The organism is Streptomyces sp. CNT360, assembly GCF_000424785.1.
On sequence record NZ_AUKO01000002.1, the window covers coordinates 466,826 to 481,738 of the forward strand.

General features: G+C 73.2%; 11 protein-coding genes and 1 pseudogene. 5 read left to right on the plus strand and 7 right to left on the minus strand.

Annotation, left to right across the window (positions count from 1 at the left end; translation table 11 throughout):
- Both H297_RS0106540 and wrbA read left to right on the plus strand, forming a co-directional pair.
- Complete coding sequence (locus tag H297_RS0106540) at positions 1-1,431, plus strand: cytosine permease (protein ID WP_037793024.1); 1,431 nt, start codon at positions 1-3, stop codon at positions 1,429-1,431.
- A gap of 62 nt (positions 1,432-1,493) precedes the next feature.
- Positions 1,494-2,117: an NAD(P)H:quinone oxidoreductase gene (gene wrbA / locus H297_RS0106545; RefSeq protein ID WP_027736380.1), complete on the plus strand. Its 624-nt coding sequence runs from the start codon at positions 1,494-1,496 to the stop codon at positions 2,115-2,117.
- Between the two features lie 151 nt (positions 2,118-2,268).
- On the opposite strand, the gene H297_RS0106550 is transcribed toward wrbA, so the two are convergent.
- Positions 2,269-3,720 (minus strand): MFS transporter, encoded by a 1,452-nt coding sequence (locus tag H297_RS0106550; RefSeq protein WP_027736381.1) that lies wholly within the window; start codon positions 3,718-3,720, stop codon positions 2,269-2,271.
- A 185-nt stretch (positions 3,721-3,905) separates the two neighbouring features.
- On the opposite strand from H297_RS0106550, the gene H297_RS34925 reads away from it, so the two are divergent.
- Both H297_RS34925 and H297_RS0106560 read left to right on the plus strand, forming a co-directional pair.
- Complete coding sequence (locus tag H297_RS34925; RefSeq protein ID WP_051351596.1) at positions 3,906-4,406, plus strand: MarR family transcriptional regulator; 501 nt, start codon at positions 3,906-3,908, stop codon at positions 4,404-4,406.
- A 104-nt stretch (positions 4,407-4,510) separates the two neighbouring features.
- The gene (locus tag H297_RS0106560; RefSeq protein WP_027736382.1) at positions 4,511-5,500 is read left to right on the plus strand and encodes a patatin-like phospholipase family protein; all 990 of its coding nucleotides are present in this window, start codon (positions 4,511-4,513) and stop codon (positions 5,498-5,500) included.
- A gap of 65 nt (positions 5,501-5,565) precedes the next feature.
- On the opposite strand, the pseudogene H297_RS44045 reads toward H297_RS0106560, so the two are convergent.
- The 3 genes and pseudogenes from H297_RS44045 to H297_RS34930 form a co-directional block, all read right to left on the minus strand.
- A pseudogene (locus H297_RS44045) lies at positions 5,566-5,886 on the minus strand (hypothetical protein); the annotation flags it as partial.
- Positions 5,887-6,041: 155 nt separating this feature from the next.
- Positions 6,042-7,415: a cryptochrome/photolyase family protein gene (locus H297_RS0106565; RefSeq protein ID WP_037793025.1), complete on the minus strand. Its 1,374-nt coding sequence runs from the start codon at positions 7,413-7,415 to the stop codon at positions 6,042-6,044.
- 204 nt (positions 7,416-7,619) lie between these two features.
- Positions 7,620-8,705, minus strand: coding sequence for a M64 family metallopeptidase (locus H297_RS34930; protein ID WP_051351597.1), 1,086 nt, complete (start codon positions 8,703-8,705; stop codon positions 7,620-7,622).
- A gap of 182 nt (positions 8,706-8,887) precedes the next feature.
- Here H297_RS34930 and H297_RS0106575 point away from each other — a divergent pair, with 182 nt between their 5' ends.
- Positions 8,888-10,225 carry a helix-turn-helix domain-containing protein gene (locus H297_RS0106575; RefSeq protein WP_027736384.1) on the plus strand — a complete coding sequence of 446 codons (1,338 nt, stop codon included), beginning with the start codon at positions 8,888-8,890 and terminating at the stop codon, positions 10,223-10,225.
- A 36-nt stretch (positions 10,226-10,261) separates the two neighbouring features.
- Here H297_RS0106575 and H297_RS0106580 read toward each other — a convergent pair whose 3' ends face one another.
- The 3 genes from H297_RS0106580 to H297_RS0106590 all read right to left on the minus strand — a co-directional run bounded on the left by H297_RS0106580 (position 10,262) and on the right by H297_RS0106590 (position 14,909).
- Positions 10,262-11,431, minus strand: coding sequence for a substrate-binding domain-containing protein (locus H297_RS0106580; protein ID WP_027736385.1), 1,170 nt, complete (start codon positions 11,429-11,431; stop codon positions 10,262-10,264).
- Positions 11,432-11,650: 219 nt separating this feature from the next.
- Positions 11,651-12,346 carry a heparin lyase I family protein gene (locus tag H297_RS0106585; RefSeq protein ID WP_051351598.1) on the minus strand — a complete coding sequence of 232 codons (696 nt, stop codon included), beginning with the start codon at positions 12,344-12,346 and terminating at the stop codon, positions 11,651-11,653.
- 52 nt (positions 12,347-12,398) lie between these two features.
- Positions 12,399-14,909 (minus strand): polysaccharide lyase 8 family protein, encoded by a 2,511-nt coding sequence (locus H297_RS0106590; protein WP_027736387.1) that lies wholly within the window; start codon positions 14,907-14,909, stop codon positions 12,399-12,401.
- Positions 14,910-14,913 lie beyond the last annotated feature (4 nt).

The window sequence follows — 14,913 nt, forward strand, 5'->3', positions numbered from 1 at the left end:
ATGGCCGACGTGGTGGAGCGGCGCTCGATCGATGTCGTACCGGACTCGGAGCGGCACGGGACGGCCTTCAGTCAGTTCACCCTCTGGCTGGGTGCCAATCTGCAGATCACCGCCGTGGTGACGGGCGCCCTCGCCGTCGTCTTCGGCGCGCAGGTCTGCTGGGCCGTACCCGGACTGCTGATCGGCAACCTGCTCGGCGGCTCGGTCATGGCCCTGCACTCCGCGCAGGGTCCCCGGCTCGGACTGCCGCAGATGATCTCCAGCCGCGCCCAGTTCGGAGTACGGGGCGCGGCCGTGCCCCTGGCGCTGGTCATCGTAATGTACATCGGTTTCTTCGCCAGCGGGAGCGTGCTGGCGGGCCAGGCGGTCGGGAAGCTGACCCACTTGGGCGAGACCGCGGGCATCGTCCTGTTCGCACTGATCACCGCCGTGGCTGCGGCCGTCGGGTACCGGGTGATCCACGCGCTGGGGCGGATCGCGGGGCTGGTGTGCGCCGTGGCGTTCGTCTACCTCGGCGCTCGCCTGCTGGAGCGCGCCGATCTGTCCGGACTGCTCGCCGACCGCACCTTCTCCTTCCCGCTGTTCCTGCTCGCGGTGTCGCTGGCGGCCTCCTGGCAACTGGCCTTCGGCCCCTACGTCGCCGACTACTCCCGCTACCTGCCGCGTTCCACCTCGGCGCGCGCCACGTTCTGGTGGACGCTGGGCGGCTCGGCCCTGGGCTCGCAGTGGTCCATGACCTTCGGCGCGCTGGCCGCCGCGACCGCCGGACCGCAGTTCGTGGGACACGAGGTGAGTTACGTGGTGGGCCTCGGCGGGCCCGGACTGGTGGCCTCGCTGCTCTACTTCGTCGTCGCCCTGGGCAAGCTGACCATCAACGTGCTCAACACCTACGGCGGCTTCATGTCGATGGTGACCGGGATCAGCGGTTTCCGGGGACAGCGGCAGTTGGGGCCGCGCGCCCGGGCCGGTTACGTGGCAGGCATCATGGTCGCGGGCACGGCGGTGGCCCTGCTGGGGAAGGACAGCTTCCTGACGTCCTTCAAGGACTTCCTGCTCTTCCTGCTCACCGCCTTCACCCCCTGGTCGGCCATCAACCTCGTGGACTACTACCTCGTCGCCAAGGAGCGCTACGACCTGCCGGCCCTCAGCGACCCGGACGGCCGGTACGGCGCCTGGCGGTGGAAGGCGCTCGCCGTCTACGCCGTGGGGCTGGCCGCCCAGTTCCCGTTCCTGGCCACGGAGTTCTACACCGGCCCGCTCGTCGGCCCGCTCGGCGGTGCGGACATCTCCTGGCTCGTGGGGCTGGCCGTCCCCGCCGCCCTCTACTGGCTGCTGGCCCGCGGCGACACGGCTCACGTGCCCGAGCGCACCATACTGGCGGCCCCCGCCCCCGGTTTGCCGGCGGCCGTACGAGGAAGCCGCGACGGGTGAGGATATAAGGTTTAACCTTCAACCAGGTATCCGTGAGACCCCAGGGAACGGAGACAGCAACCGTGAGCACCCAGACGAAGCTCGCCGTCATCTACTACTCCGCCACCGGCACGATCGCCGAGATCGCCAAGGAGATCAGCCGGGCCGGACAGGAGGCAGGCGCCGAGGTCCGGCTGCGCCGGGCCGCCGAACTCGCCCCCCAGGAGGCCATCGACTCCAACCCGGCGTGGGCCGCGAACGTCCAGGCGACCGCCGACGTACCGCTCGCCACCCCGGACGACATGGTGTGGGCCGACGCCGTGGTCTTCGGTTCGCCGACCCGCTACGGCAACGTCGCCTCCCAGCTCAAGCAGTACATCGACACGCTCGGCGGACTGTGGGCCGAGGGCAAGCTGGCCGACAAGGTCTACAGCGGTTTCACCTCCTCCGCCACCAGCCACGGCGGCCAGGAGTCGACCCTGCTCGCGCTGTACAACACCGTGCACCACTTCGGCGGCATCCTCGTCGCCCCCGGGTACACCGACCCGGCCAAGTTCAGCGACGGCAACCCCTACGGCACCTCCCACGTCGACGCTCAGGGCAACAACCCGGTGGACGAGACCACCCGCACCGCGGCGCGCATCCAGGCGGCGCGCGTCGTCAAGGTCGCCACCGCCCTCAAGTCCGCCGACCCCACCGGCGCCTGACCGGCAGCTGACACCTGGCGAGCCAGGGTCCGAGCGGCTGTGCGACGACGGGCGTCGGCGCCGGACAACCGCTCGGACCCCCGCACGCCGGGCAACCGTCCGTTCCGTAGGGTCCCCCTCACGGCGCGGCCCGGCCCGGGACGATGCGGAGTCAGGCCTGCACGGCCGTCGGCGCGGGATCCGTGGGCGTCGGCGCAGGGGCAGGGGTGGCGCGACGGGCAGCAGGGATGGCGGCGGCGATGAGCGCGGCGACCAGGGCGACCCCGCAGCCGATGAGGAGTCCCGCGCGGAAGCCGCTTTCCGAGGTGAAGGTGTAGCCGCCCTTGGTCACCGTCAACTGGGCGAGGACGACGCCGACCACGGCCGCGCCGATCGAGGTGCCCAGGGAGCGCATGAGGGTGTTGAACCCGTTCGCGGCGGCGGTCTCCGACTGCGGGACCGAGCCCATGATCAGGGCGGGCATCGCCCCGTAGGCCAGACCGACCCCGCTGTTGGTCACGATCATCACCAGCATCAGCCCCCAGGCCGTACCCATCAGGGGCAGGGAGACGCCGTAACCGAGGGCGATGACGAGCACGCCGCTGATCAGCGTCGTCTTGGGGCCGCGGGCGTTGGTGAGCATGCCGCCGAGCGGCGAGACGAGCATCATCATGATGCCGCCGGGCGCCATCCACAGGCCGGCCGCCAGCATCGACTGCCCCAGGCCGTACCCGAGGGCCTCCGGGAACTGCAGAAGCTGCGGGACGATCAGCATGCTCGCGTACATGCCGAAACCGACGAAGACGGACGCGGCGTTGGTGAGCAGCACCCGCGGGCGGGCGGTGGTGCGCAGATCGATCAGCGGGTCGTCGGTACGCACCTCCCAGAAGCCCCAGCCGACGAGCGCGACGGCCGCGGCGGCGAACAGCCCGAGCGTCGTCCCCGAGCCCCAGCCCCAGTCACCGCCCTTGGAGACGGCCAGCAACAGGCAGACGAGACCGACAGCGAGGCCGACCGCGCCCGGGCCGTCGAACCGCTGCCCCTTGGCCGCGGCCGGCACCTCCGGGATGAAGAACCACAGCAGCACGGCGACGACCGCCGCCAGACCGGCCGCTCCCCAGAACAGGGCCCGCCAGTCGGCGTACTGCGCGACGGCGGCGGCGATCGGCAGGCCCAGGCCGCCGCCGATGCCCATGGAGGCGCTGACCAGGGCGATGGAGGAACTGAGCTTCTGCTGGGGCACCACGTCGCGGAGCAGCGCGATACCCAGCGGCACCATGCCCATGCCCATGCCCTGCAGACAGCGCCCGACGATCATGGGGAGCACGGAGGAGGACAGGGCGCACACCACCGACCCGGCGATCAGCGGCACCGCACATACCAGCAGCATGCGGCGTTTGCCGACGAGGTCGCCGAGGCGGCCGAAGACCGGCACGCAGACGGCGCCCACCACCAGCGTGGCGGTGACCACCCAGGCGGCGTTCGACGCGGTGGTGTGCAGAATCGTCGGCAGCTCCGCGATGAGCGGGGTGACCAGCGTCTGCATGATGGCCGCCGTGATGCCGGCGACCGCGAGCGTGGCCACCACGCCGCCCGCACGGACTGGGGGCTGGGGGGTCTCCATACCGGGACTCCTCGACTGTCTGGCCGCAACGATGCGATGCGACCGGGAACGATGATGTGCATCGTACATGCCATATGTGTCATGCACTTTGTATGCCCCCTGCACAGTCATGCGACAATGCCGTAGGGGCAGCCAACGCCGCCGGGCGCCCACGGCTCGACGGAAAGCAGGAGGCAACAGAGCACATGGGCAACCGCACGCACGCAGTCGAGTACGAACAGATGCTGCTGAGCCGCCACGGACTGCTGCAGCACAGAGGCGGCCGCGGCAAGGACGGGCCGATGGAGCGCAGCGCCTACATCCTGCTCAGCCGCATCCGCGTCCAGGGACCGATGTCGATCGGGGAACTGAGCGACGCGTTCGGACTCGACGCCTCCACCCTCAACCGGCAGACGGCCGCGGCGATGCGCTCCGGACTCGTCGAGCGCATCCCCGACCCGGCAGGGGGCATGGCGCGCAAGTTCCGGATCACCGACAAGGGCGCCCGCATGCTCGACGAGAAGCGGGACTACTTCGTACAGGCACTGGACAAGGTGATGGCTGCCTGGTCCGACGAGGAGATCGCCGACTTCGCCGCGTACCTGCGGCGCTTCAACAGCGACATCGAGCGCCTCGAAGGGCGCCCCTGGCCGCGTCCGAAGGACGCGAGCGCGACCCCCGCGCCGGAAAGCGGCTCCCGCTCCTGAGCCCGAGTGCCGGGAGGCGGCTCTGCCCCGGGCGCTCGGGCTCATCGGCGCAACGTGCCGCCCGGGCTGCCCCGGGCGCGAGGGAGTTCGGAAGGAGACGCAAGGTGACGCAGCAGCTCCCGGGTGCGGCGGAGCACCCGGTCGCGGCGGTTCTGGCGGAGCGGGCGGCAGCAGGCAGCCGTCCGGGCGACCGCACCGACGGGCACCGGGTGGCGCTGGCCATCGAGGGCGGTGGCATGCGCGGCACCGTCTCGGCCGGGATGGCCCACCGGGTGCACGAGCAGGGGCTGCTGGCGGGCGTCGACGCGGTCTACGGCGCCTCCGCAGGGGCGATCTCCGCCGCCTGGCTGCTCAGTTCGCGCCCGGAGGGACTGCGCGGCTGGGCGGACCCGCGCTTCGCGAGAGCGCTGATCCGCAAGGGCAACCTGCTGCGCGGCCGGCCCATGGTCGACGTCGAGCAACTGATCGAGGAGGTCTACGTCCGCCGGTTCCCGCTCGACTACCCCTCGGTGCTGGCCTCCCCCGTCGAACTGCACCCGCTGGCCACGGACCTGCACACCGGCCGGCCGGTGGACCTGCACGGCGAACTCATTGACGAGAGGGCGCTGCGCCTCGCGCTGCGGGCCAGTGCCGCTCTTCCCGTACTGGCCGGCGGCCCGGTGTCCGTCGGAGCACGCCACTTCTACGATACCGGGCTGGCCGAGTCGGTCCCCTTCCGGCAGGCGCTGCGGGACGGCGCGACGCACGTCCTGGTGCTGCGGTCCCGGCCGCTGCCCGCCCAGCAGGCCGTGCGGACCGGGCCCTCCCTGAGCTCCCGGCTCGTCGCGCAGGTCGCCTTCCGGCGGCACACCCGGCAACTGCGGGCCGCCTACCTGAGCCGTACCGTGCGGCTGGCCGACGACGACCGGGAACTCGCCGCCTACGACGCGGCCGTCGCGGACGCGGGCACCGGGCCCGCGGTCCTGTCCGTCCGGCCGGGCTCCGCAGCGCCCGCCGTCAGCCGTCTGGCGACCGACGGCGCCGTGTTGCAGGCGGCGTTCGAGGCCGGACGCCGGGCCGTCGCGGACCGCTTCGCCCCGCTCGCCGCGCCCTGACACCGGCCGGTGCCGGCATTGGACAGGCCAGCGGATCGGGAGGGGCGGGCCCGCCCGCCGGGGAAGACCGCCATGATCTCGTGCTCGCCCAGCTTCAGTACGGCCACGTCCCGTTCCGGCACGGGCAGGCAGGTGACGGCGACCTCCGCGCAGCCGTCCGCGAGCATGCCGGGCAGCTCCTCGTCGCGGCCGGTGACCCGCACGCCCGGGTGCAGCCCGCGGTAGCGGCCGAGCAGGGCGGCACAGGGGCCGACCGCCAGAACCGTGGTGGTCACCAGTCCGAGTTCCCCGGCCAGCTCGCCGCTCAGTCCCCCGACCGCGTCGCCCGCCCGGCGCAGCCCCCGCAGCAGCAGCCGCGGGTGCGGGTGCGGGTGCGGGGCGAACATCCGTCCGGCCGGTGTCAGTGCTGCGCCGCACCCGGTGCAGCAGCCCGAGCTCCCCCTTCACGCTCCTGCACCGCCGCACGGTATCCGGCTGCCGGACTCCCCCGTGGCACTGCGCCCGGCACAGCACCCGGCACGCTGCCCGGGGCAGTCGGCCGTCACTTGCCGCGTGCGTGCAGGAACCGGTCCAGGCCGTCCCCGAGGTCGACGATGCGCTCGGGGTAGTCCAGCGCGGCGAAGTCCTCGTCGCCGAGCTTCCACGGCTCGTGCACGTACCGCTTGTCCAACTGGGCCAGTTCGGGCACCCAGCGCCGCACATAGCCGCCCTCCGGGTCGTACTTCTTCGCCTGCGTGACCGGGTTGAGCACACGGTTGGGGCGGGTATCGGTGCCGGTGCCGGCCATCCACTGCCAGTTCAGCTGGTTGTTGGCCACGTCGCCGTCGACCAGGAGGTCGAGGAAGTGCCGGGCGCCGACCCGCCAGTCGACGTAGAGCGTCTTGGCGAGGAAGCTGCCGACCAGCAGCCGGCCCCGGTTGTGCATCCAGCCCTCGTGGCGCAACTGCCGCATGGCGGCGTCGATGATCGGGTAGCCCGTGCGGCCCTGCTGCCACGCCTCGATGTCGGCGCGGGCCTGCTTGCCGGTGCGCCAACGGTCGTGGTGGGTGCGGTAGTCGGTACTCGCCGCCCGCGGCCGGGCCGCGAGCACCTGGTGGTGGAAGTCGCGCCAGGCCAACTGCCGCACGAACGCCTCGGCGCCGGGCCCGCCCCGCTCCAGGGAACGGGCGACGAGCTCGGTCGGCGAGAGCGTGCCGAAGTGCAGACAGGGAGAGAGGCGGGAGGTGGCGTCGGCGGACAGGTCGTCGTGCCGGTCCGCGTAGGTGTCCATGCCCGCGCGCCGCCAGTCCGCGAACTGCTTGCGCGCCGCGCTCTCGCCCCCCTCCGGCACGCCGGGCGAGACGCCCCGGATCCCGTCGCGGTCCGGCACCTTCTCGGAGCGGACCCCCTCGACGGCGTTCACGCGGCGCGGCGCCCCGAGGGGACTGCGCTGACGGATGTGCTGCCAGCGGCGGAAGTAGGGCGTGAAGACGGCCATGTGGTCCTTGTCCTGCGGGACCACCTCCCCCGGAGCGATCGCCGTGACCACCCGCTCGTGGACGCACAGCCGCCGGCCCGCGGCCTCCAGCGCCGTGCGGAGCCGCTCCTCGCGCCGTCCGGCGTAGCCGCTGACGTCGGCGGAGACGTGGACCTGGGCGGCGTCGGTCTCGTGCGCGGCCCGGCACACCTGCTCGACCACGTCGCCCGTACGGACCACGAGGCGGGCGCCCCGCTCCCGCAGTCCGCGGTCGAGGTCGGTGAGGCAGTCGGCGAGGAACGCCCGCCGGTTGGGCACGGCGTACCCGGCGGCGTCGATGCCGCTGTCGCGTACGAAGAGCGGGACGACGGCGTCGGCGGAGTCCAGTGCGGCCCGCAGCGCGGGGTTGTCCCGCAGACGCAGGTCGCGGGTGAAGAGCAGGACGGCGACGGCGGTCATGGGCTGCTCCAGCGTCGGTGGCGGACGGCGCCCGGCGAGGGCGGCGGTGCGGCGCCCGGCCCCGGCGGGGGCCGGGCACGGCCGTCCAGCATCCCGCGACCCGGCCCCCGCACGGCCCCTCCTCCCTCCGGCGTGTCGGCCTGCCCGGGCTCCGGCCCGAGCCTGGGGAGGGCGAAGGCAGGGGCGAGCCGGAGCCGGGAGGGCTCAGCCGCCTTCCGTGTAGCGGGCGAACCCGTCGATGAGTCCCTGGCGGCTGGGGTTGTTGAACTCACGGACGGAGAAGTCCCGCATCAGGGAGGTCTCGGTGGGGCGGTAGAGGCCCTTCTCGTAGTAGCCCGCGCCCTCGAAGGTGCCGGTCTGCCCGCCTGCGGGGTCGTCCTTACCGAGGAAGGCGTGCCACTTGGTCTGCTGCTGCGCCATCTCGTCCGCGGTGTGGGTGCTGATGTTGACGTCCTCCGGCTCGGGGCCCTGGTAGGTGCCCGACTGGCCGTAGTCGTACTCGTCGGCGAGTCGTCCGATGGAGTGCGCCATCTCGTGGACGGCGATGAGCCCGGAGTCGGAGTTGTCGGACGAGAGGGTGGAGACGCCGTCGAAGGGGTAGCCCGTGAGCCGGTTGTACCCGGCCCCGCCGTACTTGGTGGAGTTGGCGACGACCATGACGATGTCGGCGGCGGGTGCCTGCGCGGCGTACGTGTTGACCTTGTCCAGGTCGGCGCAGAGCAGCCGCTCCAGCCCGTCGCACCAGAAGTAGGAGCTGAGCGCGGTGTCCCGTACCACGTCCTGGGAGGGGTCGCCGGAGACGCCGGAGTCGTTCGAGACGGCGTCCACGGTCCATACGTTCATCTTGTCGGTGTTGCTTCCGTAGGGCTCCACGGAGGTGACGTCGGCCAGCTTCGCCTCGGCGTCCTCGTGGAAGTCGGCGAGCTGGTCGGCCGTGTAACCGTCACCGACGATCACCAGGTCGAGCCGCTCCGCCGTGGGCCCGCTGCGGTGCAGGGCGGAGACCCGGCCGTCCGCTGCCGCCTCCGGCCGGCTGAGCGCGGCGTGCGGGGCGACAGCGTGGTCCGGCGTGGCGGTGGGCACTCCCGCGTGGTGCCCGGTGGGTCCCGTGGGCCGGAAGGACTCCACGTTCTGGGTCGCGGCTACGGACGCGGGCCGCGCGGTGGGCGGGGATGCGGAGGCGGGTTCCGCGGCGTGGGCGCCGGCGGTCAGGGCGGTGGCGGACAGCAGCGCGACGGTCGCGGTGAGCGCGGCGGTCCGGCGTATCCGAGAGCGGGTGCGTCTGGGCATGGCTGCTCCAGGGGTGGGGGGTGCGCGGCACGGGTGATAAGCCGCCGGGTAAACGTGCTTAACTGGCCGCTCAACATAGGACGTTGGGCTGCACCCGGCAAGACACCGGTCACACCGGTCCGGGCGGAAAGGCCCACCGCCGTCGGGGGCGTACGGGAAGCGGCACGGACGGAGGAAGCGGCGTGGACGGTCGGTCCGAGACAGTGGGCGAGCGCGTGCACCGGCTGCGCACAGCACGGGGGATGACGCAGCGTCAGGTCGCCGAACCGGCCTACACCGCCGCGTACGTCTCGACCGTCGAGGCCGGGAAGGTGCGCCCCTCCGAAAAGGCGCTGCGCCACCTGGCCACCCGGCTGGGCGTCAGCTGTCACGAGCTGGCCACCGGGCAGCCCGCCCAACTGGCCGCCGAGCTTCGCCTGGCCCTCGCCGACGCGCAGCACACCCTCGCCACAGGGGACACCGCCCAGGCGGCTCGCGCATTCGACCGGCTGCTCGCCGAGGCGGAACGGCATGAGCTGACCGACGCACACGGCACCGCGCTGCTGGGACTCGGCGACTGCGCCCTGGAGTCCGGTGACCTGGCCGCGGCACACGCGCGGTTCGAGGCCGCCGAACGCCTCCTGGCCGACGCGGCGCCCGCCCGGCGCGCCCCCGCCGTGCGCGGGCGGGCCGTCGCCCACCTGCTGGCGGGCGAACTGCGCTACTCCTGCTACCTGTTGGAGAGCGCGCTGGACGAGCTCAACAGCTCGGGTCACCACGATCCGGACGCCTTGCTGCTGCTCTACACGGCGGCCATCGCGCCCTACCTGGACATGGGCGCGCACGCGCGGGCCGCGCACGCGGCCGAGCAGGCGCTGTCCCTGGCACCTGCGGCCACCGACACGGCACGCGTCGCGGGCATGCACCGCTCGGTCGCCCGCACGCTGCTGGCGGAGGGCCGCGTCGCCGAGGCCGACGCCTCCCTCGCCAAGGCCACGGAGCTCTACCGGCGGCTGCGCATCCGTACCGAACTGGCCCACTGCCACTGGATGCGCGGGTACGTGCACGCGCAGAGCGGCGATCTGGCGCGGGCCGAGGAGGAGCTGCGTACCGCGCGCGAGATGCTCACCGCCAAGCGGGCCACGCTGTACGCGGAACAGGTCGAGGTCGAGCTCGCCGACGTCGTCCGGCGCAGGGGACGGCCCCAGGAGGCCGCGGAGCTGCTGCGGGGGTTGTTGGCGACGGCCGGTCATGAGCGCGCCGCCGTCCACGCGGGGGCCGCGCACCGGCTGCTGGGACTGATCGCGCAGGAGGCGGGGGAAGCGGAGACGGCGGAGGAGCACTACGTCTCGGCGCTCTCGCTGCTGGAGCGCGCCGGAGCCGCCGGTGACCTGGCCGACGTGTGCCGTCTGCTGGGCGATCTGCTGCGCCGCGCGGGCCGGACGCAGGCGGCGATGGACGCCTACCGGGCGGGGCTCGGCCCACGCATGGCCCGGGGCGTCACGACACTGGGCCCCGCCCCGGCCGTACCCCCCGCCTGAACCGCGTCCTCCCCGCGGTGGGCGTCCTGCGGAGGTTCACGCCTCTCCTGCGGCACCTCCGCAGGAGGCGCGCACCCGCAGTTCCGGGAGCAGCGCGAGGTGGCGGCGGGGCGGCACCGCACTCCCGCCGGGCGCCTCCGACTCGCCCGTCGCCTGCGCGATCCGCTCCAGCAGGCACCGCACCGCGGCCGCGCCCACCGCGCGGCGCGGCGGGGCCACGGCGGTGAGGGGCACGCTCGTCAGCGCCGCCAGATCGTCCTCGTACGCCACCAGGGCCAGGTCACCCGGTACGTCCAGCCCGCGGTCGGTGAGCCGTTGCAGGACGCCGAGGGCGTCCTGGTCGTTGTGCACCAGGGCGGCGCGCACGCCCCGGCTCTCCCGCAGTCGGCACAACCGGTCGACGGCCGTGTCGATGCCGGCCGGGTCGGCGGGCGGGTCCATCCGGATCGTGACCGGCGCAGCCTCCATGCCGCAGGCGCGCCGTGCGGCGGACCACCCCTCCTCGATCTGCGGTGTACTCGGCGTGTCCCGTACGAGCAGGGCGATCTCCCGGTGCCCGAGCCCGGCCAGGTGGTGGACCGCCCGTGCCGCCCCGGCCGCGTGCTCGGAGCGCACCACGTCCAGGACGTCCGCCAGGGGGCTGCCCAGCGGTATCCGCCGGTCCACCACCACGGTCGGGCGCACCAGGCCGAGCAGGGCCTCCTCCTGTTGCGGGGCGGGCCTGCCGTCGGCCCACACCGGGGCCAGCAGCAGGCCCTCCACCCCTCCCGTCAGCAGGCGGGAGATCTGCGCCTCGTCCTCCGCGCGGCGGTAGTGCGAGATCCCCACCACCAGTCGGCCACCGCGGTCGGCGAGCTCTTCCTGGGCGCCGCGGACCAGTTCGGCGAAGTAGTGCTCGGTGCTGGGCACCACCATGCCCACGACCGTGCCCTCGGCGCCCTCGGCGCCCCGGGAGCCGCCCGGTGCGGCCAGGCCACCGGGGCCGGTGGAGCGGTCGACCGCGGGGTCGTCCGCCGCCGGTCCGGGCCAGACGACGGCCCCGTGCAGACGCCGCAGCCGGCCCTGCCCGGCCAGCGTCTCGACGTCGCGGCGCACCGTGACGGCGGAGACGCCCAACTCCTCGGCGAGTGCGGCGACCCGCAGGCTGCCGCGCTGCCGGACGATGCCCAGCACGCGCTGGTGGCGCTGGTCCACGTGCGCTCGCAAACGGGTCCTCCGGGTGGGTCGGCTCGTGGCCGGCTCGGACCGGTGGCGGCCCGAGCTGCCGGGTTCCCACGGCGAGCTGCGCGGCTCCGGCCACGAGGGCTCTTGTGCAGGCAGCGTACGCTCCCGCTCGCATCGATCAGAAAGGTGATCGGTTTCGCTCAACCGGCCCGTCGAAGGAGTCGTGTTGCGTGTGAGGCCCGAGCCGCGCCGGGAACCGGCTCAGGCGACGTCGGCGTAACTGGTGCCGACCTTCAGGCCGTCGATCCAGTTGATGGCGCGCTTGTTCTCCACCTCGGAGCCGTAGCTGCCCCAGCGGGTGTCGTTGCCCTTGTCGTCCCAGGTCCGGCCGTGGAAGTCGGCGACCTTGGTGCCGTTGTAGTACATCTCGACCCACCCGGTGCCGGCGGCGGAGGAGGTGTGGATGCCCAGCACGAGACGCTTCCAGGTGTCCTTGCTCACCGGGGTGCTCCACTTGAGGGTCCACTTCTCGCCGACCTCGATGTGGAAGAGCTTCAGCTCGCCGCCCTCCACCTTGATGATGACCGGGTAGTTCTGCTGCTGCTCGTCGCCGGCGCCGTAGGACTTCCACTGGAAGACGGTGGCCGCGTCGTCGGTGTTCGTCCTGGTGTCCCAGCCGAGGTAGTAGGTGCGGTCCTCCTGGAACGTCACGCCGGCCGCGCCGTGCGCCTCGCAGCGCTTGAGGCCGAGCGGCTTGTTGAACTTGAAGACCTGGCCGCGGCCGTCGTGGTTGTCCTGCGCGGTGACACTGCCCGGCGCGTCGCACAGGATCGAGTCGAAGACCCCGGTGCCGCCGGCAGCATCGCCGTCCCACAGGACGGAGGCCTGGGCCGAGGGGGCCGCCAGCATGCCGAGGAACGCGGCAAGGGGCAGAGGGAGTACGCGGCGTATACGCATGAGTGTCCTTCCGTTGAGTGGAGGGTGCGGTGCGGTGACGGGGTCCGGACCGTCAGCGGAGCCGGAGGCGGAGCGTGTGCGTCCCGCCTCCGGTCTTCGCAAGGTCCGTGAAGCGGACGCGGAGGTGGGAGCCGGTCCGCACGGCGGAGACCGTGTCGGGCCGGGCGAGGACCGCGGCGACCCGGTGGCGCCAGACGACCTCCAGATCCGTGCGGGAGCGCGCCGGATCGGCGACGCACAGCAGCGCCGTGCCGTCCCGCCGTATCCGGACGAGCACCGAGCAGGGGCCATCCGCGGTCAGGGGGCCTGCCGTGGCCGCGGTCCAGAAGTTGACGGCGGTGACGCCGGCGCCGGGCAGGGTGACGCCTTGGCGGTCCGCGTCGTTGGCCAGGATCCGCAGCCTGCGGCGCCCGGCGGCCGCATGTGCGACGGTTTCCGTCACGGAGGCGCCGGGCAGCAGCACATAGCTGTACGCAGCATCCTCGGGATCGGTGCCGTGGTCGAGGTACAGGGTCTGGTAGCGGCGGCGCAGCTCGCCGGTGGAGCCGCCGGAGTTGATGTCTCTCCAGCGGCCGGTGCGCGTCTCTCGCAGCGCGTGCAGCGCCGCGCCTGCGGGAAAGTGGTAGCCGCCGTGTCCCGCGAGGTGGGCCCACCGTGCGCCCCGTGCCACGAAGGAGTCGGCGGCGCTGCGGCGCCCGTCGACCAGCAGACGGGGGTTGCCGTCCGCACCCAGGTTGCGGTTGTCGACCACGGTCTCGACCGCCGTGCCGTCGGCCCCGGTGATGCCCGCACCCAGGCAGACGACGGCCTCGTCGGTGAAGAACCAGGACTTGCGGGCCGTGAGTGAGCTGAAGGGGCCGCGAAGATCCTGACCGACGGCGGCGTACCGGCCGTCGGTGGCGCCGCCCACCCAGTCCGCGTCAGGCACCGGCTGGCCCCAGTCGCCGCCCTCCCCGTCCGCCAGCCGCTTGCCGGAGGCGGTGGTGCCCGGCAGTCGGTAGGGGTCGACGGTCGGCCAGAAGGCGTCGGAATACTGGGCGTCGGGATGCGGTCCGCGCCCTCCCCGGGCTCCCGGAGCCGCGGCCCACCAGGTGAGCATGCCGGAGCCGGTGTGCCAGCCGCGGGCGTTCTCCCCGTTCCCGTACTCGTAGTGGGTGATGCGGCGGGAGGCCGCGCTCAGCCCGGCGGTCCAGCCCCGGCGCCGGTGGGTGGCCCGGTCCATGGCGGCGAACAAGCGGTGCCCGTCGGGCTCGGGCCGGGGGCGGACGGAGTCGTCGGAATCGATGGCCTCCAGCCTTGCCAGGTGCGGGACGTCCAGCGCGCTGTCGGCCAGGACGGGCCGGTAGGTGTCGCGGCGTATCCACCCCTTGACCAGACCGTGCCAGCGGTCCCGCTCCTCCCGGCTCGCCCCCTCGGCCATGAGGGCGACGGCCGCGATGATGCTGTGGCCGCGCACGTGGTCGTCCTGCGGCTCGGTGCCGGGCTCCGCGTCCTCGGTCAGGCCGCGGCTGATCGCCCGGCCGCAGACCGCGTCCATCACGAGTCCGTTGTGCAGGAAGGGCGCCCAGGCGTGCTCCACCGAGTCGAGCACGATCTGCCGCTTCGGGTCGGTCACCTGCCAGGGCGAGTCGGCCAGCAGGGCGAACAGCATGCCGAGGCCGCCGAGGAACACTGCGCCGTAGGAACCGGTGTAGGCGACGTTGCGGTGCTGGACGAACGAACCGTCCTGGTACAGCCCGTCCCCGCTGGTCACGTACGGGAAGACCGGCGAGAGGGCGTCACTTGCCAGCGCCATCTTGGCCGCGGAGCCGCCGACCAGGCCGCGTACCGCCAGTACCCGGCACAGGTCGACGCGGTTGGCGCCGGTACTGGTCCCCTCGTACTTTTCGACGGCGGAGTCGGGGACGAAGTGGTCGACAGCGGCCGTGCAACGGGCGACACGGTCCGCGCCGAGGTGCTCGAAGAGCAGCACGCAGACGTCCAGCAGCGCCTGCGGGGCGCCGATCTGCCAGTTGTACCAGTTGCCGTACCGCTCCTGCCGTTCGTTGTAAACCTGCTGAACGAGGTGGTCCATGCCGTCGAGCACGGCGGCGCGCAGCCCGCTGTCACCGGTCAGGCCGGTGCCGGGCTGCGCGTAGGCGGTGGCCATGGTCAGCAGGCGGGTGGCGGTGGTCTGGATCTTCTCGGAGAAGCCGTACGACTCGGCGTCGGTGTCCGGGTCGGGGTCCGCCCACACGGCGTCGGGCCACAGCGCGCCGTCGGACGGCCGCATGGCGTCGCGCCAACGGGCGGCCTGCCGGCCCAGTTCCGCCAGGCGGGCTTTGAAGGGGTCGGCGTTCGGGCGGAAGCCGGACCCGAGCACGAGCCCGCGCCACCGCTCGCGCAGGCGGGCGAACTCCTCGTCGGTGGCGGCGGCCGGCTCCGCGGACGAGACCACGGAGCCTTCCCTGGGCCGGGCGGCGGCCTGCCCGGCGGGGGACGGAACGGTGGCCGACGCGGCCGCGAGACAGGCACCACCTCCGGCGCGCAGCAGGGCACGTCGGGCAAGGGAAGACTTGGACATGAAC

Excerpts from the sequence above, each read along its gene's own strand:
- H297_RS0106540 (WP_037793024.1), top strand. The coding sequence starts at position 1 with ATGGCCGACGTGGTGGAGCGGCGCTCGATCGATGTCGTACCGGACTCG.
- H297_RS0106550 (WP_027736381.1), bottom strand. The coding sequence starts at position 3,720 with ATGGAGACCCCCCAGCCCCCAGTCCGTGCGGGCGGCGTGGTGGCCACG.
- H297_RS34925 (WP_051351596.1), top strand. The coding sequence starts at position 3,906 with ATGGGCAACCGCACGCACGCAGTCGAGTACGAACAGATGCTGCTGAGC.
- H297_RS0106565 (WP_037793025.1), bottom strand. The coding sequence starts at position 7,415 with ATGACCGCCGTCGCCGTCCTGCTCTTCACCCGCGACCTGCGTCTGCGG.
- H297_RS34930 (WP_051351597.1), bottom strand. The coding sequence starts at position 8,705 with ATGCCCAGACGCACCCGCTCTCGGATACGCCGGACCGCCGCGCTCACC.
- H297_RS0106585 (WP_051351598.1), bottom strand. The coding sequence starts at position 12,346 with ATGCGTATACGCCGCGTACTCCCTCTGCCCCTTGCCGCGTTCCTCGGC.
- H297_RS0106590 (WP_027736387.1), bottom strand. The coding sequence starts at position 14,909 with ATGTCCAAGTCTTCCCTTGCCCGACGTGCCCTGCTGCGCGCCGGAGGT.